The 23,379-nt window shown below is 66.9% G+C and carries 19 protein-coding genes and 1 pseudogene; 8 read left to right on the plus strand and 12 right to left on the minus strand.

What is annotated here, in order from left to right; genetic code table 11:
- The first annotated feature begins 56 nt into the window (after positions 1–56).
- On the plus strand, positions 57–719 hold the full coding sequence (locus tag AU175_RS17000) for a DUF1684 domain-containing protein (RefSeq protein WP_066292336.1): 663 nt from the start codon (positions 57–59) through the stop codon (positions 717–719).
- Positions 720–769: 50 nt separating this feature from the next.
- Positions 770–1,618, plus strand: a complete 849-nt coding sequence (locus tag AU175_RS17005) for a fumarylacetoacetate hydrolase family protein (protein WP_066292339.1) — start codon at positions 770–772, stop codon at positions 1,616–1,618.
- A 126-nt stretch (positions 1,619–1,744) separates the two neighbouring features.
- Here the strand turns inward: AU175_RS17005 and AU175_RS17010 are convergent, their stop codons facing one another.
- From AU175_RS17010 to AU175_RS17030, 5 genes are read right to left on the minus strand one after another with little or no spacing between them, the layout of a single operon-like run.
- Positions 1,745–2,902, minus strand: coding sequence for a cysteine desulfurase family protein (locus tag AU175_RS17010; RefSeq protein WP_066292341.1), 1,158 nt, complete (start codon positions 2,900–2,902; stop codon positions 1,745–1,747).
- A gap of 7 nt (positions 2,903–2,909) precedes the next feature.
- The gene (gene nadC / locus AU175_RS17015; RefSeq protein ID WP_197497167.1) at positions 2,910–3,797 is read right to left on the minus strand and encodes a carboxylating nicotinate-nucleotide diphosphorylase; all 888 of its coding nucleotides are present in this window, start codon (positions 3,795–3,797) and stop codon (positions 2,910–2,912) included.
- Positions 3,790–5,592 (minus strand): L-aspartate oxidase, encoded by a 1,803-nt coding sequence (gene nadB / locus AU175_RS17020; RefSeq protein WP_082979267.1) that lies wholly within the window; start codon positions 5,590–5,592, stop codon positions 3,790–3,792. The genes nadC and nadB overlap by 8 nt, the downstream gene beginning before the upstream one ends.
- Complete coding sequence (gene nadA / locus AU175_RS17025; RefSeq protein WP_066292344.1) at positions 5,589–6,905, minus strand: quinolinate synthase NadA; 1,317 nt, start codon at positions 6,903–6,905, stop codon at positions 5,589–5,591. The genes nadB and nadA overlap by 4 nt, the downstream gene beginning before the upstream one ends.
- Positions 6,902–7,648, minus strand: a complete 747-nt coding sequence (locus AU175_RS17030; RefSeq protein WP_066294369.1) for an NUDIX hydrolase — start codon at positions 7,646–7,648, stop codon at positions 6,902–6,904. The genes nadA and AU175_RS17030 overlap by 4 nt, the downstream gene beginning before the upstream one ends.
- Before the next feature lie 181 nt (positions 7,649–7,829).
- Between AU175_RS17030 and AU175_RS17035 the strand changes: the two genes are divergently transcribed.
- The 4 genes and pseudogenes from AU175_RS17035 (at position 7,830) to AU175_RS17050 (ending at position 11,224) form a co-directional block, all read left to right on the plus strand.
- Positions 7,830–9,209, plus strand: coding sequence for an amino acid permease (locus AU175_RS17035; RefSeq protein WP_066292346.1), 1,380 nt, complete (start codon positions 7,830–7,832; stop codon positions 9,207–9,209).
- Positions 9,210–9,283: 74 nt separating this feature from the next.
- A pseudogene (locus AU175_RS17040) lies at positions 9,284–9,520 on the plus strand (biotin/lipoyl-containing protein); the annotation flags it as partial.
- 4 nt (positions 9,521–9,524) lie between these two features.
- On the plus strand, positions 9,525–10,352 hold the full coding sequence (locus tag AU175_RS17045) for an alpha/beta fold hydrolase (RefSeq protein ID WP_066292349.1): 828 nt from the start codon (positions 9,525–9,527) through the stop codon (positions 10,350–10,352).
- A gap of 224 nt (positions 10,353–10,576) precedes the next feature.
- Entirely contained in the window at positions 10,577–11,224 is a 648-nt protein-coding gene (locus AU175_RS17050) for a phosphoribosyltransferase (RefSeq protein ID WP_066292351.1), read from the plus strand.
- 94 nt (positions 11,225–11,318) lie between these two features.
- On the opposite strand, the gene AU175_RS17055 is transcribed toward AU175_RS17050, so the two are convergent.
- Positions 11,319–12,650: an MFS transporter gene (locus AU175_RS17055; protein ID WP_066292358.1), complete on the minus strand. Its 1,332-nt coding sequence runs from the start codon at positions 12,648–12,650 to the stop codon at positions 11,319–11,321.
- A 337-nt stretch (positions 12,651–12,987) separates the two neighbouring features.
- Here AU175_RS17055 and AU175_RS17060 point away from each other — a divergent pair, with 337 nt between their 5' ends.
- On the plus strand, positions 12,988–13,713 hold the full coding sequence (locus tag AU175_RS17060; protein WP_156642459.1) for an IclR family transcriptional regulator: 726 nt from the start codon (positions 12,988–12,990) through the stop codon (positions 13,711–13,713).
- 23 nt (positions 13,714–13,736) lie between these two features.
- Here AU175_RS17060 and AU175_RS17065 read toward each other — a convergent pair whose 3' ends face one another.
- The 4 genes from AU175_RS17065 to AU175_RS17080 form a co-directional block, all read right to left on the minus strand.
- Positions 13,737–15,062 carry an MFS transporter gene (locus AU175_RS17065; protein ID WP_066294372.1) on the minus strand — a complete coding sequence of 442 codons (1,326 nt, stop codon included), beginning with the start codon at positions 15,060–15,062 and terminating at the stop codon, positions 13,737–13,739.
- 140 nt (positions 15,063–15,202) lie between these two features.
- On the minus strand, positions 15,203–18,235 hold the full coding sequence (locus tag AU175_RS17070; protein ID WP_066292363.1) for an AAA family ATPase: 3,033 nt from the start codon (positions 18,233–18,235) through the stop codon (positions 15,203–15,205).
- Positions 18,232–19,410, minus strand: a complete 1,179-nt coding sequence (locus AU175_RS17075; RefSeq protein ID WP_066292367.1) for an exonuclease SbcCD subunit D — start codon at positions 19,408–19,410, stop codon at positions 18,232–18,234. The genes AU175_RS17070 and AU175_RS17075 overlap by 4 nt, the downstream gene beginning before the upstream one ends.
- Positions 19,411–19,502: 92 nt before the next feature.
- Positions 19,503–20,498, minus strand: a complete 996-nt coding sequence (locus AU175_RS17080) for an aquaporin (RefSeq protein WP_082979268.1) — start codon at positions 20,496–20,498, stop codon at positions 19,503–19,505.
- A gap of 162 nt (positions 20,499–20,660) precedes the next feature.
- On the opposite strand from AU175_RS17080, the gene AU175_RS17085 reads away from it, so the two are divergent.
- The gene (locus AU175_RS17085) at positions 20,661–21,743 is read left to right on the plus strand and encodes an ADP-ribosylglycohydrolase family protein (RefSeq protein ID WP_066292371.1); all 1,083 of its coding nucleotides are present in this window, start codon (positions 20,661–20,663) and stop codon (positions 21,741–21,743) included.
- Here AU175_RS17085 and AU175_RS17090 read toward each other — a convergent pair.
- Both AU175_RS17090 and AU175_RS17095 read right to left on the minus strand, forming a co-directional pair.
- Complete coding sequence (locus tag AU175_RS17090; protein WP_082979269.1) at positions 21,730–22,281, minus strand: DUF4395 domain-containing protein; 552 nt, start codon at positions 22,279–22,281, stop codon at positions 21,730–21,732. The genes AU175_RS17085 and AU175_RS17090 overlap by 14 nt on opposite strands.
- 55 nt (positions 22,282–22,336) lie before the next feature.
- The gene (locus tag AU175_RS17095) at positions 22,337–23,368 is read right to left on the minus strand and encodes an exonuclease domain-containing protein (protein WP_066294378.1); all 1,032 of its coding nucleotides are present in this window, start codon (positions 23,366–23,368) and stop codon (positions 22,337–22,339) included.
- Positions 23,369–23,379: the final 11 nt, after the last annotated feature.

The raw sequence follows: 23,379 nt of genomic DNA on the forward strand, positions 1-23,379 counted from the left end.
GCGCCGGGGGCCGCCGTCGCGGTGTAAGCACGCTCCGAGGGGCTAGGCTGGTGGCTATGGCGGAAGAGGAGCATGGCGTGGCGGAAGACAGCCTGGCGGACATCTCCGCCATCGACATTGCAGATTGGCGCCTGCGGACGTTCGCGTTGTATGAGACTGTCCGAAAAATTTCGGTGGAGAGCCCCGCGGAGGCCCATTCCTATTGGCGGCACGAACGTGACCGGATGTTCGCCACGCATCCCGCGTCCGCGCTGACCGCCCAGGACAAAGCGCGCTTCTCCGGACTCAGGACGGCTGACTACGATCCCATCTACCGCTTCCATGTGCCGCTGACCAAGGAAGGCGCCGGACGGGAAATGTCGGTGGAAACATCAACCGACGGCGTGGTCAATTTCGTCCGCCTGGGGACCTTCGACCTTCCGGAGATGGGGCAGCTCGGCGTCTGGAAGCTCGTGGGGTACGGCGGCGGTATCTTCGTTCCGTTCCGGGACGCAACAGCCGGTCAGCCCGGCGGCAGCTACGGTGCGGGACGCTACCTCATCGACACCATCAAGGGCGCCTTCCACGGGGTCCACGGCACCGGACCCGGCGCTGAATTCGTCCTTGACTTCAACTTTGCGTACAACCCGTCCTGCGCCTACAACGAGGCATGGGAATGCCCCCTGCCCGGCCCCTCGAACCGCCTCGCCGTCGAAATCCCTGCCGGCGAACTGTACTGACCGTACCGTCCAGCAGCACGTCCCTGCCGCCCGGCAGGATTGCAAAGGAAATGCCCATGACCACGCCGCACCGCCTGGCCCGTGTACGTCCGGCCTCCCCCGCAACTCCAGGCGAACAGTTCTTTGTAGCCAACACGGCCGTCGACTTCGCCAGTGACGCCGGGACAACGTGGACTGTGGTGGACACTCCCTTCCCCGGCTCCCCGGCAAACGCGGCCAGCACTCCGCGCGCCGGCTGGGAGGCCGGTGACCGGGTGCACCAGGAGATCTTCGAGTTCCTTGCCCCCAGTGTTCCCGCCAATGTGCTGGGGATGGCCCACAACACGGGGAGGGCCGGCCGCGACCTCCCTCCGCAGGCATTCCACAAGGCCGCCACCAGCGTGATCGGACCGGGCGACGCCATCGAGCTGGCCACAGATGCCGGCCACGTTGACCCCGAAGCGGAACTCGCCATTGTCATAGGCCGCAAGGCGCGTGGCCTGACTCCGGACAATGCGCGCGGCGCCGTGCTGGGATTCACCATCGGAAACGATGTCACTTCCCGGGACTTGCAGAAGTCCGACGAGCTCTGGATCAGCGCGAAGAGCCAGGACACCTTCACCCCTGCGGGACCCTGGATCGTTACCACGCTGGATGACGCCGACGTTGCCATCAGCGTCGTCCACAACGGCAAGGCACTGGAGGCCGCCAGCAGCGCTGACCTGGGTTGGAAGGTGGACGAAATACTGGTCTACCTGACGTCGTTCATGACCCTGCACCCGGGAGACCTGGTCCTCACCGGATTCCCGGCGGAGTGTGCGCGCATCGGCCCCGGCGATACAGTCACCTGCCGGGTGGAGGGCATCGGAGAACTTACCAACCCTGTGAAGGCAGCGTCCTGGGAGGGATCCGCCGCCTGATGTGTCAGGCTTGACGCCGCCACATCTGACCCCTCCCGTAACTGCGTGCCACCCTCGCCAAGTGGGTAGCAGCAGATGTCGTTCTGAGCGGTCAAAACGACATCTGCTGCTACCTACTTGGGGCAGTTATGCCCGGCCGAGGGTGCGGACGCTGGCGACGGCGGCCAGCACAGCCTGGGCAGCAGCCTCCAGGTCCGCGGGACTGACGGATGAATCAAAACTGAACCGCACGGCCGTCTGCGCCACTTCGGCCTCGATGCCCAGTGCGGTCAGGACCGATGATGGCGCGTCGGAACCCGCTGCGCATGCCGATCCGCTGGAGCAGACCACACCCTGGCGTTCCAGTTCCAGAAGCACAGACTCCCCGCTGGTGCCCGGGAAACAGAAGGACGCAACGGAAGGCAGCCGCTCGGTCGGATGACCGGTCAGGACCGCCCCGGGAACGCCCCCGAGCACCGCCGCCACGAAGCGGTCCCGCAGCCCGGTCATGCGCGCGCCCACGCCGGGCTGGTCCCGTTGGGCCAGGGTGAGGGCAGTGGCAACCCCTACGGCTCCGGCAACATTCTCGGTGCCCGAACGGCGTCCGCGTTCCTGTCCGCCGCCGTGGACCAGCGGCTCGATCCGGGTCCGGCCGCGGACGTAAAGCACGCCGCAGCCCTTCGGGGCGCCAAGTTTATGGCCTGAAATGCTGAGTGCGTCCACCCCCAGAGCCTTGACGTCCAGAGGCAGCCAGCCGGCCGCCTGGACAGCGTCCGTGTGGAACGGGATGCCCTGTGCCCGTGCCAGGGCCGCCAGCCCCGCAACGGGCTGGACCGTGCCCACCTCATTATTCGCGTACATCACGCTGACCAGGGCGGTTTCCGGGCCGAGCACGGCGGCGAGCGCCTCCGGCATGACCAGCCCTGTACCGTCAACCGGAACCACATCCACGGCGAACCCGTGGAACCGCTCGAGGTAGCGTGCCGATTCCTCCACTGCGGGGTGCTCGACGGCGCTCATCACCACGCGGTTGAGCCTCGGGTCTGCAGCCTGGCGTGCCAGGGCAATGCCCTTCACGGCAAGGTTGTCGGCTTCAGTGCCGCCCGAGGTGAAGGTCACCTCCCCCGCCCTGCAGCCCAGGACGCGGGCGACGGCGGCACGCGCGTCCGCGAGCGCCGCGGCGGCCGCTTCCCCCAAGGAATGATGGCTTGACGGGTTGCCGAATTCGCCGGTCAGGTACGGCCACATCGCGTCCAGCACCTCCCGGCGGACGGGCGTGGTGGCAGCGGCATCAAGGAATATCACGGCGCACTCATCCGACGCTTAGCTCAACATCCAGTCCCAGGTCCAGCGCTGCCACGCTGTGGGTCAGCCCGCCGATGGAAATGACGTCCACACCCGTGGCGGCAATTCCTGCCGCGGTCTGCAAGTTGACGTTGCCGCTTGCCTCAACGCGGGCGCGGCCGCCCACCAGTGCCACGCCGGCGCGCAGTTCCTCCACGCTGAAGTTGTCCAGCATGATGGTGTCCACCCCGGCTGCCAGGACGGGTTCGATCTGCTCGATGCTGTCCACTTCCACTTCAAAATGCGTGGTATGGCCCAGCTGTGCTTTGGCGGCCGCCAGGAGGCCGGTGAGTTTGGCCGGGTCACCGCCGGTCATCACTGCCAGGTGGTTGTCCTTGGCCAGCACAGCGTCCGACAGGCTGTACCGGTGGTTCGCACCTCCTCCGCAACGGACAGCAAAGCGTTCCAGGACCCGCAGCCCGGGGGTGGTCTTCCGCGTATCGGTGATCCGGGCAGCGGTGCCCTCCGTGAGCTTGACGAATTCTGCCGTTTTGGTTGCAATGGCGGACATGCGCTGCACCAGGTTAAGGGCGACGCGTTCCGCGAGCAGAACCGAACGTGCCCGGCCGCTGACCCGTGCGAGGTGCGTGCCGGCGTCGAACGCCTCCCCGTCGGCGACCAGCAGCTCCACGTCGGTGTCCGGGTCGATGAGCACCATGGCGTCCCGAAACACCGTGGCGCCACTGAAGACGCCGGGGACGCGGGCGTTCAGGACCGCCGTCGCCCTGGCCTCAGCCGGGATCAGCAGCTGCGAGGTGATATCGCCGGCGGGAGCGTCTTCGGCGAATGCCCGCTCCAGGATCTCCCGCACGGCTGCCGTGGGGAGGGCCAGGTCAAACACGGAGGATTCAGTCATGGACAAGGCTCGCTTTCGGGCGGGTTCGACAGGTCTCTTCAAGTTCTTCCTGGATGCCGGCGGTTTCGGCGGGGCCGTCGCTCCGGTAATGGGCGCCCAGGGAGTCGATGCGTTCCCGGGCCGCATTGACCAGCAACTGCGCGGCCAGGAGCAGGTTGGCGTCCTCTTGCCCCCGCGGATCGCCGTCGACGGGAACCATCTCAGGACGGACGACGCCGGCCCACGCCTCAAGCGCGTCCCCCGCCTCCGCCAGCAGCACCCCATTCCGAAGCACCCCGGCCTTGGCAGTCATCAACCGCCGCAGCGCGCCACGCGAGAACGGAATTGGCACTGACGCAGCTGTGGCCCATTCGGGCGCGGCAGCCGCCGAGTTTCCCCGACCGGCACCCAGAGGGGACTTTCCGTCGTCGCCTGAGGGTGCTCCGGAAGCGTGCGTCAAGGGGAGGCCGCCAGCGGCCGAGACAGCACGCGGAGGAGTGCCGTCAGGCGACACCCAACCCGCGTCAGCTGCGAGGAACGACTCAACAGCCCGCCGGCCAAAGACAAGACCCTCCAGGAGTGAGTTGCTGGCGAGCCTGTTCGCACCCTGGACGCCGGTGCATGCCACTTCTCCGGCGGCGTAGAGGCCGGGAACGCTGGTGCGGGCGTGGAGGTCGGTGGTGACGCCGCCCATCCAGTAGTGGGCTGCAGGGGCCACGGGGACAAGCTCTCGGGTCCAGTCGATGCCGGCCGCGCGGGTCCGGGCGCTGAGCGTCGGGAACCTCCGTGCAAGGAAGCCGCTGCCTTTTGCCTGCTCGATGACGGTTGCGTCGAGGTAGACGTGGCCGTTGGGGTCACCGAGCTTGGCCAGGTGGAGGGCGATGCTGCGGGACACCACGTCGCGGGGCGCCAGTTCCGCGTCCGGATGGTATCCGGGCATAAAGCGCCTGCCACGGGCATCCACAAGGATGGCGCCCTCTCCGCGGACAGCCTCCGAGATGAGCAGCGGGTGCTGCTCACCCTCGGAACCCGCCCGCGGCGCTGAAACCAGGCAGGTGGGATGGAACTGGAAGAATTCGAGGTCGGCCACGGCGGCGCCGGCCCGCCAAGCAAGGGCCAGTCCATCAGCGGTGGCCACGGCCGGATTCGTCGTCTGGGCGAACAGCTGGCCTGCGCCGCCCGTGGCCAGGAGCACGGCATCACCCGAAACGCTCAGGCTTCGGCCACCGTGGGTGTACCTGACACCGGATACCCTGTCACCGCTTTTCACCAGCCCGGTGGCCAAAGCATGCCCGATAAGCCTGATCTTTCCTGCTGCCTGGCGCGACAGAACAGCATTGATCAAAGCGTGAACCACTCCCGCTCCGGTGGCATCGCCGCCGGCATGAAGGATGCGTGGTGCGGAATGGGCGGCTTCCAGGCCAAGGGAGGGACCGCCGTCGTGATCCTGGTCGAAACGCACACCGAAACGGACCAGGCCGGCGATATCGTGGCGCGCCTCGGTGCAAAGCACCCGGACAGCCTCAACGTTGCAGTGGCCGGCCCCAGCGGTAAGGGTGTCTGATATGTGGGCAGCCACGGTGTCACCCGGCGCAGGTTCGTCCAGGACAGCGGAGATCCCGCCCTGGGCGTAGAAAGTATTGCTGTCCGCGAGCGCACCTTTGGTCAGCACCACCACATCGGCGCCCGCCTCAGCAGCCAGGAGCGCGGCATACAGCCCGGCTATGCCGCTTCCGACGACGATCAGCCGCTTCCGGGGTGCGCTGCGGTCAGCAGCGGCACAGGCTTGTCCGGACGTGGCTGGGATACCCGTCATGACGGCCTGGCGGCGAGCATGCGCTCGAGCGCTGTCCTGGCGTTCGCCTGGACGGCGTCCGCGACCGTGATGCGGTTGACCACCCGGCCTGCCACGAGCTCTTCCAGCACCCAGGCGAGGTAGCCGGGGTGGATCCGGTACATCGTGGAGCAGGGGCAAATCACCGGGTCCAGGCAGAAGATGGTGTGCTGGGGGTATTCGGCGGCGAGCCGGTTGACCATGTTGATTTCCGTACCGATGGCGAACGTGGTGGGTTCGGTGGCGGCGGCGATGGCCTTTTTGATGAAGTCGGTGGACCCGGCGGAGTCTGCCGCGTCCACGACCTCCATGGGGCACTCGGGGTGGACGATCACGTTGACGCCGGGGAAGTCGGCGCGGGCCTTCTCGATCTGGGCCACGTTGAAGCGCTTGTGGACCGAGCAGAACCCGTGCCAGAGGATGACGCGGGAATCCAGCAATGCCTGTTCGTCATTGCCGCCGAGTTCCTTGCGCGGATTCCACATGGGCATCTGTTCCAGCGGTACGCCCATGGCCTTGGCGGTGTTGCGTCCGAGGTGCTGGTCCGGAAAGAACAGGACGCGCTGGCCGCGCTCGAAGGCCCATTCCAGGACCGTCCGGGCGTTGGACGATGTGCAGACGATGCCGCCGTGCTCCCCACAGAACGCCTTCAGGGATGCCGAGGAGTTCATGTAGGTGACAGGGATGACCGGAACCCGGCCCTCGGCGTCGGGCTCGGTGCCGAAGACCTCTTCCAGCTGTTCCCAGCACTCTTCAACGGAGTCAGTGTCCGCCATATCCGCCATGGAGCAGCCTGCGGCCAGGTTCGGCAGGATGACGGCCTGCTCCGGCCGGGACAGGATGTCCGCGGTTTCGGCCATGAAGTGCACGCCGCAGAAGATGATGGCCTCGGCGTCGGGCTTGGTCAGCGCAGCGTTGGCCAGCTGGAAGGAGTCACCCACGAAGTCGGCGTACTGGATGACTTCGTCGCGCTGGTAGAAGTGCCCCAGGATCACGGCACGGTCCCCCAGCGTGGCCTTCGCGGCGCGGATCCGTTGGTCGAGCTCGGCGTCGCTGGCCAGTTTGTATTCCTCGGGCAGCTGGCCCTGGCGGGGCGTGGCGGCGGGGGCAACATCGGCGCTGGATGCTCCCGGACCGTAGGCGGGCACACCGGCGAGGGCTTCGGCGAGGTCGTAATCCCAAGGGCCCTTGGCGAGCGCCGGGCTGCACGTTGATTTACCGGCAGCCGTGTTGCCGGCCGCGCTTTCGGCCTGTTCGCGCGTGATCAGCTGGATGGCTGTGTTGACGCTGCTCATGGTGTGCTCCTGTTATCTGGGTCAAGGCCGGGGCGGCCGGTGAAGCGGTAGAGGCGGGGCGGGCGGTGCTTGCCACCCTGGAGGTACTCGCCGGTTTCTTCAATCTCCGGGGTGGAGGTGATCTGGCGGCGGAAGTTGGCAGGGTCCAACTGGCGGTCCAGCACAGCTTCGTAGACCTCCCGGACCTGCGCCAGGGTGAAGTATTCGCCCAGGAAGTGGTAGGCGATGGAGCCGTATGCCAGCTTGTTCCGCAGGCGCCAAAGGGCGTAGTCAACGATCGCGTTGTGGTCGAAGGCCAGCTCGCCGAGCCGGTCGGCCCGGAACCACCTGACGTTCTCCGATTCATCGGCGAGGGCGGCCTCGGTCGGTTGAACCAGGGCCCAGTAGACGATGGAGACAACGCGCTGGCTGGGCGAGCGGTGCAGGCCGCCAAAAGCGTAGAGCTGCTCCAGGTAGCTCGGCGCCAGGCCGGTGGTTTCCTGCAGGTTGCGTGACGCCGCGTCCTGCAGGGATTCCGAGTGGGTCAGGGGTCCGCCGGGGAGCGCCCACAGCCCTTTGAACGGTTCACGGATGCGGCGGACCAACGGGATCCACAGGGTGGGGCGGCCGGACTTTTCACTGGGGCGCAGGGCGAAAATGACCGTCGAGATGGCGAGCGTGGGCGGCGCAGTCCGGCGCTCCGCCACGTTGGCTGCACTGGTGTACACGTTCCCACCCCGCTTTCCCGGATTAGTTAAAGTCATCTTGACCAAAACTAATTCTACGGCCAGCCCGGCACTAATCAAAATGTTTCTGCCGGCAAGAATGACGGATCAAGCTGAATCCGTGCTTGCACAGCTGCCGAATGGGGGGACTGAGGGCCGAGGCGGTAAATTCGAGTGGTCCCACGAGGACCACCCCTACACCCCAAGAAGGTTCAAAGGCATGACAATGAAGTCCACGCAGGTGCGGCCGGAAACCCACCTCGGTCACAGCATGAAACCCCGGCAGCTCACCATGATGGGGCTGGGAAGCGCGATTGGCGCCGGCCTCTTCCTGGGCTCCGGCGCCGGAGTCCAGGCCGCCGGGCCGGCCGTCCTGGTTTCCTACCTGGTGGCGGGGACGCTCATCATCCTCGTCATGTGGGCACTGGGGGAAATGGCTGCCGCCAACCCTACGAGCGGCGCATTCTCGGTGTACGCCGAACGTGCGCTGGGAAAGACCGCGGGCGCCACCGTAGGGTGGCTGTGGTGGCTGCAACTGGTGGTGGTCATTGCCGCCGAGGCCCTCGGCGCCGCAGGACTGCTGTTTTCGGTCTGGCCCCTGATCCCGGTCTGGGCCCTCGCCCTGGTCTTCATGGTCGTGTTTACCGCCATCAACCTCGCCGGGGTAAGAAACTTTGGCGAGTTCGAGTTCTGGTTCGCCATCCTGAAAGTCGCCGCCATCGTCCTCTTCCTGGCTGTCGGCGCCGCCCTCCTGCTGGGCCTCCTGCCCGACGTTGCCTCGCCGGGACTTGCCAATATCACAGGCGACTTCGCGCCGGCAGGCCTCGGCGGGGTAGCAACCGCACTGTTTGTGGTGATCTTCGCTTTCGGCGGCACCGAGATCGTTTCCGTCGCCGCCGCTGAGACCGAGGACCCTGGGCACAGTGTGGGCAAGGCCATCAGGACCGTGGTGTGGCGGATCCTGGTCTTCTACATCGGCTCCGTCTTCGTCATTGCGGCGGTGCTGCCTGCCACTTCAGAGGGCCTCGCCTCACCCTTTGCCGGCGTGCTCGACGTGGCCCGGATCCCGGGCGCGGGCACTGCGATCACCCTGGTGGCCGCCGTCGCGCTTCTCTCCGCGCTGAACGCAAACCTCTACGGAGCCTCCCGGATGGTCTATTCGCTGTCCGAACGCACCGAAGCGCCCCGTTTCCTGTCCCGGCTAAGCGGGGCGGGCGTGCCCGCGCTGGCTGTTGGCATCTCCGTGGCCTTCGGCTTTGCCGCGACCGTCCTGGAGCTGCTGTTTCCGGAACGGATCCTCCCTGCCCTTTTCCAGCTGGTGGGCTCCACCTGCCTGGTGGTGTGGGGAACTGCCCTCGTCTCGCAGCTCATCCTGCGCCGCCGGGCAGACCGTGACGGGATCGCCCTGCCATTGCGGATGAGGGGCTATCCGGGATTGACCATCCTGGGACTGGTGCTCCTGGCTTTGATCTTCGCTGTCGGCTTCAGCGCCGAAAGCAGCCGAACACAGCTGCTCAGCACCTTCGCCCTGGTTGCCTGCCTCGCTGCGGCCTGCCGGATCGGCGCCCGGGTCACCTCCCGCGAGAACCATCCCAAGTAGGTAGCACCAAGTGTCGTTATGAGCCCTCATATCGACACTTAGTGCTACTTGGTTGCCCGAAGCGCATTGGAGCGGAGCGCAACAAGCCGCTGGTGGAGGTCTAAACCACCGCATCCGCTGTTGAACTGCCCAGTCCGCAGGCAGGTAAAGTGGTGCGTACCTTCGGTGGGGCAGGCGACATAATCAACGGCGGCGGCCCCCTGATCGTGTTCCAGGTGCCGGAAAACACCGCCGGAATCGTGGGCACTGTCCCGAAGGACGAGGCACCGAAGCGCCGGGTCCGCCTGAGCGCCGTACTTGATGAGGACTGACACCATGAGCGGCAGGCACACCGGCGAGATGCATTCCCACACTGTTGAGGGCACCGACCCACAGCTGTACGTGCAGGTGCACGATCCCAAGGAGGACGCCGGACTGCGCCCGGTGCTGCTGCTCCACGGTTTCTCGTCCTCCAGCAAACTCAACTGGGAGGACACCGGGTGGGTGCCGGCACTGCTGGAGGCGGGCCGGCGCGTCATCACCGTTGATCTGCCCGGCCACGGACGCAGCGGCGCCCCGGAGGACCGGGACTCCTACTCCCCCAGCCGCATCCGCGCGGACCTGCTGCAGATCGCGTTCGACGCCGGCGTCCGGCCACTGCACGACGGGGACCCTTCCAGCGGGCTGGACATAGTGGGCTATTCGCTGGGTTCCCGGCTCGCCTGGGAATTCGGCGCGACCCAGCCTGAGATGGTGCACCGACTGGTTCTGGGCGGCCCGAACGTCGCTGACCCGCTGGCAGCCTTCGACCTGGTGGCAGCCCAGCGATACCTCGCCGACGGTACTCCCATCGCGGATGAGTCCACAGCCGGGCTGCTGAAGATGGCCATGCTGCTGCCCAGCAATAACATCTTCGCGCTGCTCTCGCTCGTTGAAGCGATCAAGGACGAGCCATACGATCCTGCCGAAGCGGTCCCGCACATGCCCATGCTCCTGGTGGCCGGCGACAACGACGAGCGGGCCGCCACCATGCCGCAGCTGGCCGAGCTGGGCAGGAAGGCCGGTTCCATGTCCGAGCAGCTGCTGCTTCCCGGCCGCAACCACACCAATGCCATCACCAGCAGGGCCTTCAAGCAGGGGGCCATCGACTTCCTGGCGGTCTGATCCCTGACAGGGGTTTGATGACTCCAGCACGTGTTGCGCTGCTTGGATCCGCAGATGCACGCTCCTTTCAGCCGCGCCGATTGGGGTATGGGAGGCGCTGTAGGCCGGTCCCCGCTCTCGAAGGCGCCATCTCCGCGGCCCCCGGAGAACAAGTCCCACCTCCCGGCAGGGCAGCCGCAGACGGTAGGCTTAAAGCGGGGCGGAAAGCAGCCGGAGAGGGAACAATGAGCACGCGTTTTGAAGACCGCACGGACGCCGGTGAGCGTCTGGCGGCGGTGCTGACGCAGTTTCGGGAACGTCCCGACACCATTGTCCTGGGGCTGGCCCGCGGCGGGATCCCGGTTGCATCGGCCGCGGCCAAGGCCCTGTACCTGCCCCTTGGTGCCCTGCTGGTCCGGAAGCTGGGCATCCCCGGCCACGACGAGACAGCCTACGGCGCCCTGGCATGGTCGGACGGGCGCGTGGTCCGGCTGCTCAACAGGCCCCTGATGTCGCGCGTCCTGGAACATGGCGTCCGCCAGGAGTGGCTGGATGAAGTGGAGCAGCGGGAACGCGCTGAGCTCGTCCGGCGGGTTGACAGCTATCCTGCCATCAAGCATGACCTAACTGGGAAAACGGTGCTGCTCGTCGACGACGGCCTTGCGACCGGAGCCACCATGAGGGCGGCCGTCGAAGCGGTCCGTTCCGGCGGCGCAGCCCACGTGGTGGCCGCAGCGCCCGTTGGCTCAGTGGAAGCGGAGGCTGCCGTGTCCGCGGTCTGCGATGCTGTCCTCTGTTTGCACCTGCCCGGCAAGTTCCGGGCCGTGGGAAGCTTTTACCGCCATTTCGAGCAACTGACGGACGAGGACGCCATCAGCCTGCTGGAGCAGTAGGCGTCGGGGAAACACCTGCCCCAGGCAGTGGCAGGCACGGACTGTGTGGTCCGTGCCTGCCGTCGAAAGGTTCCGCTGTTGCGGGCCCGTACCCCTAGTGGTGGCTGACCCCCAACGGCCGGCCCTTGGTTTCCTTGGCCAGCAGCACACCGACGGCCGAGATCACGCACAGGATCATGATGTAGATACCAATCGAGCCGGTCCACTTAGTGCTCTGCAGCAGTGCCTCCGCGATGGTGGCCGCGAACGCGCCGCCAAGAATCGCACCGAAGGCGTATCCGATGGAAATACCGGAGTACCGCACGTTGGCCGGGAACATTTCGGCGTACATGGCGGACATCGGCCCGTAGGACAGGCCGAGCCCGATGGTCAGGACAAACAGGGCAACGCCGTAAAGCATGATGTCCTTCGTGTCGATCAGCGCGAACATCGGAATCATCCACGCAAAGACGATGCCGTAGCCGATCAGGAACGTCTTGACCCGGCCGATCCGGTCCGACAGCCAGCCGCCGACAAGCGTGAAAATCAGCCACCCAAAGGAGGCCAGAGTGGTTGCCAGCAGGACCTGCGGGGTGGGCATCTGAAGGGTCCTGGTGGCGTAGGAGATGAAGAAGGCAATCAGCAGGTAACCGGCGGCGTTGTTGCCGATAAAGATCATCGTGGAGTAGAGGACGGCCTTCTTGTGCTTCCGGATGAGCTCGCCCAGGGGCGCCTTGCTTTCTTCCTTGCGGGCGGCCATTTCCTTGAAAACCGGGCTTTCGGCAACGGCCCGGCGGATCAGGTAACCGACCACGATCAGGACGATGGACAGCAGGAACGGAACCCGCCAGCCCCACGCGGCGAAGTCCTCCCTGGACATGCTGCTGTTGAGGAAGAACAGGAGCCCGGTGGCCAGGATCATGCCCACCGGAACACCGATCTGCGGGTAGGCGCCGAAGAGTCCACGCTTGTTGAGGGGTGCGTGTTCAACCGCCATCAGTGCTGCACCGCCCCATTCCCCGCCGGCGGAGAAGCCCTGGATAATGCGCAGCGTGATGAGCAGGATCGGGGCAAGGACACCGATTTGGCCGTAGGTGGGGAGCATGCCGATCAGCGCAGTTGCAGCGCCCATCATGACCAGGGTGAATACGAGCATTGCCTTGCGGCCCAGGCGGTCACCGAGGTGGCCGGCGACAACGGCGCCCAGCGGCCGGAACAGGAAGCTGATGCCGATCAGGGCGAAGGACAGGATCTGCGCCAGGCCAGGGTTCGATTCGTTCAAGGGAGCCAGGAACAGCGGGGACAGCAGGGTCCCCGTCAGCTGGGCGAAGATGAAAAAGTCGTACCACTCGATGGTGGTGCCCACGAGGGTCCCGGCAAGGACCTTGCGTTCTTCCTTCCGGGAGCTGGGGCCGGCAAGTGAATCCACCAGTGAAGGTGTGGTCATTGAAACTCCATTGTTTAAGGCAGGGCTGCTGCCGGGTGGAACGCCTTCATGATTACCGACAGAACGGTCAGTTAGTTAGTAGGGTACTACGATTATGTGAGCGAGCACACATCCCGCAGGTTTTTTTCGGCTGAGCGTCCCAATTTGGCGCTCCGTCCTTCCGCCGCCAGGAACGCCCTCGCCCCGCCGGGACGCTCCCGGGAGTAGCCCGGTGTTGGAACTCCGCCCGCATGAGTTCTATATTTGAACCAATTATTCGTATATAGGACGGTGCCGATGATGACGGCCGGCCCGGAGTGAACCGGCTGCCCGGTCACGGCGGCCTAGGATGGACACCATGAACCCCACAGCCGCCCCCGCCGGAGCAGCGCAGGCGTCGCCGTCGCAGACCCTCTCACGGGGCATTCGGGCGCTTGAAATCCTGGCCGCCGCCCAGAACCCGCTGACGATCGCCGAGCTTGCCGACGCCATGGGCGTTCACCGGTCAGTCGCGTACCGCATTCTGCGTACCTTGGAGGACCACTCCCTGCTGGTGCGGGACGACGCCGGACGCGTACAGCCAGGTCCCGGCCTGGCCGTTCTCGCGCGGGGCGTCTCGCGGAGCCTCCAGGCTGCCGCCCTTCCCGAACTCACCCACTTGGCCAATACCCTGGATATGACGGCCTTTGTGGCCGTCTGGGACCACCTCGACTGCATCACCCTCGTGACTGTGGAGCCACGGCATTCGGGCGCGACGGTGGCCCAGCACCCTGGCACGCGGCACCCCATCAGCGCCGGAGCACCCGGCATCGCCATCCAGTCGGCCCTGAGCGAAGCGGAGTGGGCACAGCTGGCACCGGGGATCCCCTACCGGCCGGAAGCTGGTGACGCCCGCCGCGCTGGTTACTCGGCCAGCCATGACGAAGTTATTGCGGGCGTGTCATCCCTGGCTGCACCGGTCCGGGTTCCGGGCGGCCGGCCGGCCGCACTCGCCGTCGTCTACATCCGGTCATCGCATGACCCTGCCACCGTGGGTGCCGCCCTCGCTGAAAGCGCGGCACGCATTGAACGCCAACTGGCCTGACGGCCGCTGATGCGGCACGGCGCTTAGGTCCGCTTCCTTCGGAGCACGACGGCGGACGCCGCACCGAGCAGGACAAGGGACACCGCCGCGGCCACCGGCACGATGAACGCCGCCGAGTAACCATGGACCTGCGCAAGCTGGCCGGCCACCGCCGACCCGACGGCCGTACCTGCCACAATGCCGCTGGCCAGTGCCGTCATCACAGTTCCCAGCCGTCCGGCGGGGGCCAGGAGACCGCCGATCGCGAAGACCGTTACCATCACCGGGCCAACCGGGATTCCCAGGATCAGCAGTACCAGCACCATGCCCGCCGCCGACCTCGGAACAAAAAGCAGGAACGCCAGGGCGGCCATCAGGCCGGCGCCCAGCAGCCACCGTGCGGAGACTGTGAGGCGTTGCGGCCAGTAGGCCACGGACAATGCCGCGGCGGCCGAGCTCAAACCCATCACGGCGTAGAGGAGTCCTGCAATTTCGGAAGTGGCAAAGCCGGCTGAGAACGAGCTCAGGGCTGTCTGCGTAGAGCCGAAGAAGGTGCCCATGCAGACCATGGCCAGAACCGGGAGAGCCGCGGCAAGGGGGATGCTGTGTTTCCGCGCTGCAGTCTTAGCAGTATCGGTGTTGGCGTTTACCGCGGAAAGGCCGCGGCGGACGGGCACGGCCCGATGGGTCCGGTGAACGGCAAAGGCCGGGACCAGGGTGATTGTCAGGGCGGCAGCGAGGGCAAGGGGAAGCCAAGGTGCCAGCAGGCTGGCCAGGATTCCCACGAGGGCCGGACCCAGCACAAAGGTCAGTTCGTCCGCGGTGCTTTCATAGGACAGGGCAGTATCCAGGTCCTGCTTGTCCGCCTCCTTGCTGGTGGCGGACCTGCCGTTTCGCGAGCTTTGGGACGTCAGCGCCATCCACCGGACCCGTGCCAGCGGACCGACCTGCGGGCAGCTTGCCCCTGCGGCAAAGGCAGCTGCTAGCAGCGCTGCCGGAAAGACCCCGGCAGGGGTCATGGCGTAGGCGGCCGCGATCAGCGCCAGCACCGCGAGGGCGTTGAATGCGGCTGCTGCCAGCAGGACCGTGCGCTGGCCCCTGCGGTCGGCCAGCGCTCCCAGTACCGGCGCACCAAGGGCCGAACCGATTCCGACGGCGCCGGCTGCAGTGCCACCAACGGCGTACGAGCCGCTGACCGAGGTCACCAGGGTCAGCGTCCCTACGGTGAGCATGGCCAAGGGCAAACGGGCGAAGAGTCCCAAGGGAACAAAGCTGCGTCCGGCGAGCTGCGGAAGCCGCGCAAAGCGGCCTTTGGCGGAGGCTGCGGAAGCCTCAGGTTCCGGGCGGTCACGCCGGGGTCCGTGCTGCAGGGAGGGCGTCGATGGGAGGGTTGAAGGATTCACGGTTCCGGGCTCGTTCAGTCATGCGCATCGTCCCTCCTCCCGATGCGCGCAACCCGGTAACTGTCCGAGTATAACGTTGCGGAGCCCTCCGGACACCGCCCCCCCTGTCAGCTGAGCGGCGAAACGGTGTCGGAAATGTGCAGCGCAGAGCCGTTGCGGCCTTTGACTACCTGGAGCTGGACTCCGATGCGCTGCTTCATTTCGCCCACATGGCTCACCAGGCCCACCACCCGGCCCCCGTCCCGCAGCCCTTCCAGCGCATCCATCACCTGCTCCAGCGACTGCTCATCCAGGCTGCCGAAGCCCTCGTCCACGAACAGGGTCTCAATCTGGATTCCGCCGGACTCGTGCTGGACCACATCGGCCAAACCCAGGGCCAACGACAGGGATGCCATGAACGATTCACCGCCGGAGAGCGTTGACGTGTCCCGGTGGTGGCCCGTCCACTGGTCCACCACTTCCAGCCCCAGGCCGGATTTGGCGCCGCGCGCTGCTTTGGCATCGGTGTGCTGCAGCAGGTAGCGCCCGTCACTCATGGCAACAAGGCGCTCAGAGGCCGCCAGTGCCACCTGTTCCAAGCGCGCCGCCAGGACGTAGCTGTTCAGGCTCATGCGGTAGGCGTTGTCGCCGCGTCCGCCGGCGGCATCAGCCAGCGCGGTCAGCATCCGTGCACGCTCCCGCGGAGCAGTTCCCGCGCCGGCAAGGGCCTGGTATTCCGCCACGATGGCACCGAGGGATTTCACGCAACGTTCCGCCAGTGCCGCTGTCAGGCCCGCCGCACGTGCCTCCTCCTCGGCCTGCACGGCAGCTGACCGCAGCAGCGCGAGCTGTGCTTCGTCGGGGACCATGTCCGAGGCCTGTTCCTCAAGAGCCAGCATCACCTCTTCGGAGGCAAAGAGCTCTTCCACCCTGGCTTGTTCATCCTGACCGGCACGGACTTTGGCCTGCAGGGAGGCAGCCTCGGCACTGTCCAGCAGCTCGGCCCTGGCATCCGCAGCCGTGTCGAAGCCCGCCTCCGGCAGGGCCAGTTCCAACTGGTGCATGGCCTCAGCGGCCCGGATCTCTGCCTGGTCCAGCTGCGTCTGCGCCTGCACAGTCTTTTCAAGGGTGCCAGCCGCATCCTGCAGCGCGCGCAGGCGGTGCGTGAGGTCGCGGTGGCCGGACCTGAGGCCTGACAATGACTCGTTGAGGGCCGTTGTCTGTTCCAGGACCTCGGCAAGGGCGGACTGCACCTGGGCCAGCTCCGAGCCGGCGCCGGCCCTGGCTGACTCCGCTTCGGCGATGCGGGTTTCGATTCCTGTCAGCCGCAACCGCATCCCGGCGAGCCTGTCAGCTGCCCCTGCTGAGCGCTCGGCCGCCTGCCGAGCCAGGTCGGCTGCCTCCCGCGCCTCAGCCTCGGGTGTGTCCCCGCCCTGTCCTGCAAGGACGGCCACCAGCTGCCGCGCCCCTGCCAGCTCCGTGCCCAGCGCTGAGAGCCGGGCCTCCGCCGCTTCGAATACGTCCCGGGCTTCTTCTTCGGCCTGGCCCAGCAGGAGAGCAGACTGGGCCGCCTTGGCCGGGGACGGGTGGTCGGGGCTGCCGCAGACGGGACAGGGCAGGGCATCGGCCAGCTGCGCGGCCAGTTCAGCTGCCGCATTGGCCAGGCGCTCTTCGCGAAGATCCAGCCAGCGGCGCTTCTTCTGCAGCTGGTCCTCCCGGCATTCTTCGTAGAGTTCTGACGCCAGCTGCTGGGCCGCCACCGCTGACCGGTGGCGGCGGACGACGTCCAGCAGTTCGTCAGCCGCGGCTGCTTCCTTGGTGTGCAGGATGGACGCTGCTGCGAGTTCGGCCAGGGGCTCCAGGCCGGCGGACAGGTCCGTGTACTCCGCCCTCAGGGATTCGAACCTGCCTCCAAGTTCAACCTCAGCGGCCAGGAGTTCTTCCTTTTTCCGGGCCAGCATGGCCCGCCTGGCGGTGAGGGCCCGGAGCCGGTCTTCGTCCGCCAGCCGGGCTTCCACCACGGCGAGCAGGGAGCGCAGCCGGTTCAGTTCTGACGCGGCATCGGGTGCGTCCGGATCCAGCGTCGCCAGCTCCGGGTCCTCGTCCACTGCCATCCGCAGGAGCGTGAGTGCCGACTCCCGGGCGGCAGCCGCACTGCGAAGCCGGGCTTCTGATTTCTCCACTGCCTGCAGCTGTCCGGTCAGGACCTCCGCCTGGCGGTGGCGGGCAAGCCGTGCAGCGTGGGCCTCAAGAACCGGTGCTGCCTCTTCGGCCGCCGCTTTGCGTGCTGTTGCCGCCGCCAGCAGCCGGTGGCGCCCGCTCCGGGCAACCGCGGTGTCCAAGAGCTGCCTGTGCTCTTGGCTCAGCGAACCGGCCGCCTCCGCCTCCCCGGCCAGGTCGGCGGCGCGGATGGCGAGGGCGGTTTGGAGCCACTCAAGCCGGGCAGGGACGTCGTCTGCAGGCGGCGCACCGGTTTCGTCGATGTCAACGGCGGATACCTCGGCTTCGGCCCTGGCCGCAAGCAGCTCAAGTTGCCCGTTGAGCCGGGAAACGTCATTTCGTGCCGCCTGGGCCAGGAGTGACAGCTCCTGTTCCACTGCCTCAAAACGCTGTGTACCGAAGAGCTTCTGCAGCAACTCCAGGCGGTCCGCTGCCTTTGACCGCAGGAACGCTGCAAAGTCGCCCTGCGGGAGCATGACGACCCTTGTGAACTGTTCCCGGTCCATCCCAAGCAAGCCGGTGATTTCGGCGCCGGCTTCGTCGTTGCGTCCGGATTTCTCCAGCCAGTCCCCGTTCACCCGTTCGCGCAGGAGGGTTTTGGCCTGCTGGGTGGTGAACCCGTTTTTTCCGCGTGCGCTGGGTTTGTCCCAGGCGGGCGAACGGGTGACTTCGAAGTGGCGCCCCTGGGCCGAGAACTCGCAGCTGACGGCCGGTTCCGTGGCTGGGTCCGCATGGTCGCTGCGAAGGCGTTTGCCGTCCTGCCGAGCGCCGGGCACGGAGCCATACAGCGCGAAGCAGATGGCGTCCAGGACACTGGTCTTGCCGGCGCCGGTGGGTCCGTTGAGGAGGAACAGCCCGTGGGCGCTGAGCCTGTCGAAGTCGATTTCCTCCGTGCAGGCGAACGGTCCAAAAGCGGAGATCCTGAGCCGGTGGATCCTCACAGCGACGCCTCCTGGAGCCGCACGTTGTCCAAGGCAGCTGCGAGCGCGGCCCGTTCCGCGTCGTCGGGTTCCCGGCCCCGGACGTGGTTCAGGAATCCGCAGCAGACAGAGAGGTCGTCTTCTGCCTCGGCCAACCTGCTGCTGTAGCTCGATGCAGGCTTCGCGGCCACGCCCTGGGGATCAAAACCCAGCACCAGGGTGTCAGGAAAACGCGACCGCAGCCGTTCCATGGCCTGGGCAGGCCGCTGTGCATCCGTCAACGTGATCTGGCAGTACGCGTTCTCTGCCCAGGCGTGGTCGGTGGATTCGAGCAGTTCCGTGATCCCGCCGCGGAGCACTGCGAGCTTCCGCGGTGCTTCCCAGGCCAGTTCGGTCACGCCGGCAATTCCGGCCGGGCCGACGTCGATGAGCCAGCCGCCTTTTTGGTGCCTGGCTTCCGAGAAGGAATAGGCCAGCGGGGACCCGGAGTACCTAACGTTGGAAGAGAGCGACTGACGGCCGTGAAGGTGGCCCAGCGCGGTATAGCTGAAGCCGTCGAACAGGTCCAGCGGAACCGCCCCCACTCCCCCGATGCTGAGGTCCCGTTCGCTGTCCGAGCTGACGCCACCACTTGCGAACGTGTGCGCCAAAACCACGGAATGGACAGTGCCGTGGCAGGTGCGGCGCCGGAGGTCCGCCCGGATGAGGTCCGTTGCGGCCCGGGTGACCTCGAAATGGCTGGCCGTCTCCACGCCCAGCTGTTCCGCCACCAGACGCGGCTCGAGCCACGGGATGCCGTAAATTGCCAGCAGGGCGCCGTCCTCTGCGTCGGTTCCCTCCAGGGGCAGAAGCAGGGGCTGATCCAGTTCGGCCAGCCTGGTGCGAAGATGCACGCCGCCCCGCTCCAGAAGCCGGGAGGCAAAGCCCAGGCGGATGGCGGAGTCATGGTTGCCGCTTGTCAGGACCACTTTGGCGCCGGCTGCGGTCAGCCGGACCAAAGCGTCGTCCAGCAGGCCCACCACGTCCACGCCCGGGAGGGCGCGATCGTACACATCGCCGGCGATCAGGACAACGTCAACAGCGTTCTCCGTGACAGCGTTAACGAGCTGGTCGACGAAGGACCGCTGGGCATCCAGCATCCCGACGCCGTGGAACGACCGGCCCAAATGCCAGTCCGATGTGTGCAGTAACCGCATATTCCTACGCTATCGGCTGCCACTGACAGTTTGAGCCAGCCCCGCTGCCAGGGGCCCCTGCGCAGTGCATTGAGGGGACCGTCCGGGAGGCCCTAGCCGCGTTTTCCGTCGAAGAACTCCTGTGCCTCATCGCTTTTCGACGCCGGCACCGCCGCGCGGTCGGCCGCCGTCCCGGCGGACGCATCCAGGTCGGATTTACCCAGGTCGGCTTTATCCAGGTCCTGGGACCCGTCAAGGACGTCGGCTTCGTCCAGCTCGTCGGATTCCTCCGTGTCGCCCTCTGCGGCGTCTGCGGACACGGCGGCGCTCGCCGCACCTGCGGATCCCGGGTCGGCGAAGCTGCGGAAAACCAGCCCGGCGATTGCTGCGCCCGCCAGCGGCGCCACCCAGAAGACCCACAACTGCTCCAGGGACCAGGTGGAGCTGAAGATGGCAGAGCCTGTGGCGCGGGCAGGGTTGAACGGAGTGTTGCCTACGGACTGGCCCAGCTGCAGCAGAACCGCGAAGGCGAGACCCACGGCGACAGGAGTGGCGGCCTTGTTCATGCCGTTCCGCGCGGTGGTGCCCAGGAATACGGCAACCAGGATGGCGGCGCCCAGCACTTCCAGCAGCAAGACCGCGGCCATCGGTGCCTGGATGATGGAATGCTCACCAAAGCCCGCCGTGACCGTGTCGAACGCCGTCCGGCTGTCCTGGATGCTGGGAAGGGTGCGCAGGATCGCAAAGAGGGCCAGCGCGCCGAGCAGTGCCCCCGCCAGCTGCGCTCCAATATAGGCGGCGGCATCGCCCAGGCGGATCCGTCCGGCCACAGCATGGCCGACCGTGACGGCAGGGTTGAAGTGTCCGCCTGAGACGTAGCCGAACGCCAGCATCGCCGCGGTGACCGCGAGCCCTGCGGCAAGCGCGGCCGGCAGCGGGCTGGACTGCGGGATGGTAAACAGCGGCACGCCCAGGCCGGCGACCACCACGAACAGGCTGCCGAATGCCTCGGCGGACAGTCTGGCCGCCAGCCCGTAACGGACGGGGACGGCACCGCTGCCGGACGGCTCGGCGTTGTGTGCGTGGTGAACGGGCACAGGCGTGGTCATGTTCGGACGGTCCTTTTCGTTGGGGTGGCGCAGTGGCCGGCAAGTGCGCCGGCTGTTAGGCACCAGGCTGCCCCTGCATTCTGCCAGCGGAGTCTGGACGTTGGCTGGACGGCCTGAGCTGCCGGTACAGCCGATGGCGGCCGCCACGGTAAATTTGCTGTCATGAGCAATGATCAGGGCGCCTCTGCCGTGCCCCCGCTGGAGTCCCGCATCCATGGCTGCCTGCTGGGTGGGGCGCTGGGCGACTCGCTGGGATACACCGTGGAGTTCGACTCCATCACGGAAATCCGCCGCCGGTTTGGTCCGGACGGGCTGACGGACCTAACGGCGGTCGACGGCGGCAGCCACTTTTCGGACGACACCCAGATGACCCTGTACACCGTGGACGGACTCGTCGAGGCGCTGGAATGGGCGAACTCCGGCATAGGGGCCGACGTCAACGCGTGTATTTGGCTCGCGTACCTTCGCTGGCTGGCCAGCCAGGGTGAGGCGGCACCGTCCTCCGCGCCGGTCCCGCAGCCACGCTGGATTGATTCCCACGAGGTGCTCCGGCACCGCCGCGCCCCGGGCTCTGCCTGCATCAGTGGACTGGCCACCGGCGAGATGGGAACGTCCTTTCGCCCGGTGAACCCGGACTCCAAGGGTTGCGGGACGGTGATGCGGTCCGCGCCGTTCGGACTGATACCGCACATCACGCCCGACGCCGTCTACAAACTCAGTGCCGACGCCGCCGCCCTGACGCACGGCCATCCGTCAGCCCGCCAAAGTGCCGGAGGCTTCAGCCTGCTGATCCACCGCCTGGTGGCAGGCGACAGCCTGCCGGCAGCAGCTGCCGCGGTGCTGGCGGCAGTGCGTGCCCTCGACGGCGTTGCTCCTGAACTGCCGCTCCGGCTGGAGGCTGCCGTCAGCCTTGCCGAAACCGGCCGCCTGGACCCGGAGGAACTGGTGCAGCAGCTGGGTGACGGCTGGGTGGCAGAGGAGGCGTTCGCCGTCGGGCTTTACGCAGTCCTGGCCACCGCCCCTGACGCCGCCGCGCCAGGCGCTCCGGAGGATCACTTCCGTGCCGCCGTCGGGCTGGCCGTCAATCACAGCGGGGACAGCGACTCCACAGGTTCCATCGCCGGCAACATCCTCGGCGCGTACTACGGCGAGGCGTGCCTTCCGGCGGACTGGCTGGAGCAGCTGGAGGCACCGCACGTCATCCGCGGCATGGCGGACATGCTGGTGGAGGTCACAACCGCTTAAGGGAAATGTTGTTGCAGGCCTCGCAGACGTCCTCCGGGATGAGGCCGCGGCGCTGCAGGATCCCGAAAATGACACAGCCCAGGCAGAAGCCCGCGAAGGCTTCCAGTGATGCAGCCAGGATGAGCACCGCCAGCACGATCCAGGCTGCGGGGGCGGCGCCCGACGCGAAAAGGATCAGGGCCGTGGTGGACACTACTGTGCCCATGCCTTGGGCGAACCGCTTGGGAGGCCCCGGGACCAGCTTCACCCGACCCAGCCGCGGAGCCAGAACCTTCACCGAGAGCAGGGCCAGCGGCGAAAACCGGGGGCCGAACAGCACCCGGAGCCAAAACCCGGCGGCAATGAGCACGAGTCCCCACCCTGAACCGGTCAAAAGCGTGGCGCCCGCCAGCAGGACCACCAGCCCGGCCGTGATCCGGGCAGCGTAGTCGTTGACCGGGTTGGGAAAGGCAAAAACAGCACGCCAGTCGATCCCCGTCCGGGTGGCCTGGGCGCCGGTATCGACGCCGGTGGATTCAACGCTTGTGGATTTGGCCATGGTGCAAGGCTAGGAGCAGGCCGGGCGGGGCGGAAGGTTTGTTGCGCCAGATGAATCAGGCGGGGCGCGCCGCAGGAACGCCGGCCGCGGCGTATCCGCCCACCATCTGCAGAAATTCCCCTTCGGAGAGCACTTCGATCGGCCGGCCGCGTTCATGCAGTTCCAGGACGCGCCGGGCTTTGCCTGTCAGCCTCCCCGAACGGAGGTCCGAGGCTACAAATCCGTCTCCCACCACCAGAACGGTGGTCCGCGCCGTCACCCTGCTTTCCGGGCGCGCACCCAGTTCCGCGGAGCGGACCTTGGCTTCGGGCCGCGGCATGGAAAGCTCGCCAGTGAAAACAACAGTCTGGCCGTACAACGGATGGCCCGGTTCGGCGTCGGCATTGGGCAGCGGGTTGGCACCTTCCTCGGGCCAGCCCGACCGGAACGGACGGGCAGGGGGGACGCCGCCGGCAGCGGAGCAGGCGATGGCGAGGGCGGCGAGGCTTTGCTTTGACAGGGCGTCCCGTGCCGGATCAAAGGCCTGCTGGTGCGGCAGGGCAAGGCCCAACGACAGATACAGTTCGGCGATGCTGTTGGCACCGTTGCGCGCCGCGATGTCGATCAGGATGCCGGCGCAGGCCCGGGCGTCCTCTCCTGCGTCGTGGTGGTTGACCAACGGAACGCCGGCCTCCTCCGCGGCGAAGGGCAGGGAGTTGGAAACCAGCGAATAGCAGCGGCGGGACAGCATGACGGTGCACACGTAGTCGTAGGCGGGCCCTGCAAGGCCTGACACCTCCAGGCCGGACCTGATAACGCCAAGGTCGAAGGCCGCGTTGTGCGCCGCCAGGATATCGTCGCCGATAAAGGCGCCGATTTCCGGGAACAGCTCACCGAACCGGGGCAGTCCTGCAACGTCTTCGGCCCGGATGCCGTGGATCCGGACGTTGTGGTAGTCGAAGTGGTCATGGTTCGCCGGTGGCCGCATGAGCCAGGACGCCTCAGCGACGACTTTGCCGCCCCGGACCTTCGTCAGGCCCACCGCGCACGGTGATCCGCGGAAGCCGTTGGCAGTTTCGAAGTCGATCGCCGTAAAGTCCAAACCCACGGCCCACACTT

This window comes from Arthrobacter sp. B6 (assembly GCF_001663775.1).
Lineage (GTDB): Bacteria > Actinomycetota > Actinomycetes > Actinomycetales > Micrococcaceae > Arthrobacter.

Excerpts from the sequence above, each read along its gene's own strand:
- AU175_RS17000 (WP_066292336.1), top strand. The coding sequence starts at position 57 with ATGGCGGAAGAGGAGCATGGCGTGGCGGAAGACAGCCTGGCGGACATC.
- AU175_RS17005 (WP_066292339.1), top strand. The coding sequence starts at position 770 with ATGCCCATGACCACGCCGCACCGCCTGGCCCGTGTACGTCCGGCCTCC.
- nadC (WP_197497167.1), bottom strand. The coding sequence starts at position 3,797 with ATGACTGAATCCTCCGTGTTTGACCTGGCCCTCCCCACGGCAGCCGTG.
- nadB (WP_082979267.1), bottom strand. The coding sequence starts at position 5,592 with ATGACGGGTATCCCAGCCACGTCCGGACAAGCCTGTGCCGCTGCTGAC.
- nadA (WP_066292344.1), bottom strand. The coding sequence starts at position 6,905 with ATGAGCAGCGTCAACACAGCCATCCAGCTGATCACGCGCGAACAGGCC.
- AU175_RS17030 (WP_066294369.1), bottom strand. The coding sequence starts at position 7,648 with ATGACTTTAACTAATCCGGGAAAGCGGGGTGGGAACGTGTACACCAGT.
- AU175_RS17035 (WP_066292346.1), top strand. The coding sequence starts at position 7,830 with ATGACAATGAAGTCCACGCAGGTGCGGCCGGAAACCCACCTCGGTCAC.
- AU175_RS17045 (WP_066292349.1), top strand. The coding sequence starts at position 9,525 with ATGAGCGGCAGGCACACCGGCGAGATGCATTCCCACACTGTTGAGGGC.
- AU175_RS17050 (WP_066292351.1), top strand. The coding sequence starts at position 10,577 with ATGAGCACGCGTTTTGAAGACCGCACGGACGCCGGTGAGCGTCTGGCG.
- AU175_RS17055 (WP_066292358.1), bottom strand. The coding sequence starts at position 12,650 with ATGACCACACCTTCACTGGTGGATTCACTTGCCGGCCCCAGCTCCCGG.
- AU175_RS17060 (WP_156642459.1), top strand. The coding sequence starts at position 12,988 with ATGAACCCCACAGCCGCCCCCGCCGGAGCAGCGCAGGCGTCGCCGTCG.
- AU175_RS17075 (WP_066292367.1), bottom strand. The coding sequence starts at position 19,410 with ATGCGGTTACTGCACACATCGGACTGGCATTTGGGCCGGTCGTTCCAC.
- AU175_RS17080 (WP_082979268.1), bottom strand. The coding sequence starts at position 20,498 with ATGACCACGCCTGTGCCCGTTCACCACGCACACAACGCCGAGCCGTCC.
- AU175_RS17085 (WP_066292371.1), top strand. The coding sequence starts at position 20,661 with ATGAGCAATGATCAGGGCGCCTCTGCCGTGCCCCCGCTGGAGTCCCGC.
- AU175_RS17090 (WP_082979269.1), bottom strand. The coding sequence starts at position 22,281 with ATGGCCAAATCCACAAGCGTTGAATCCACCGGCGTCGATACCGGCGCC.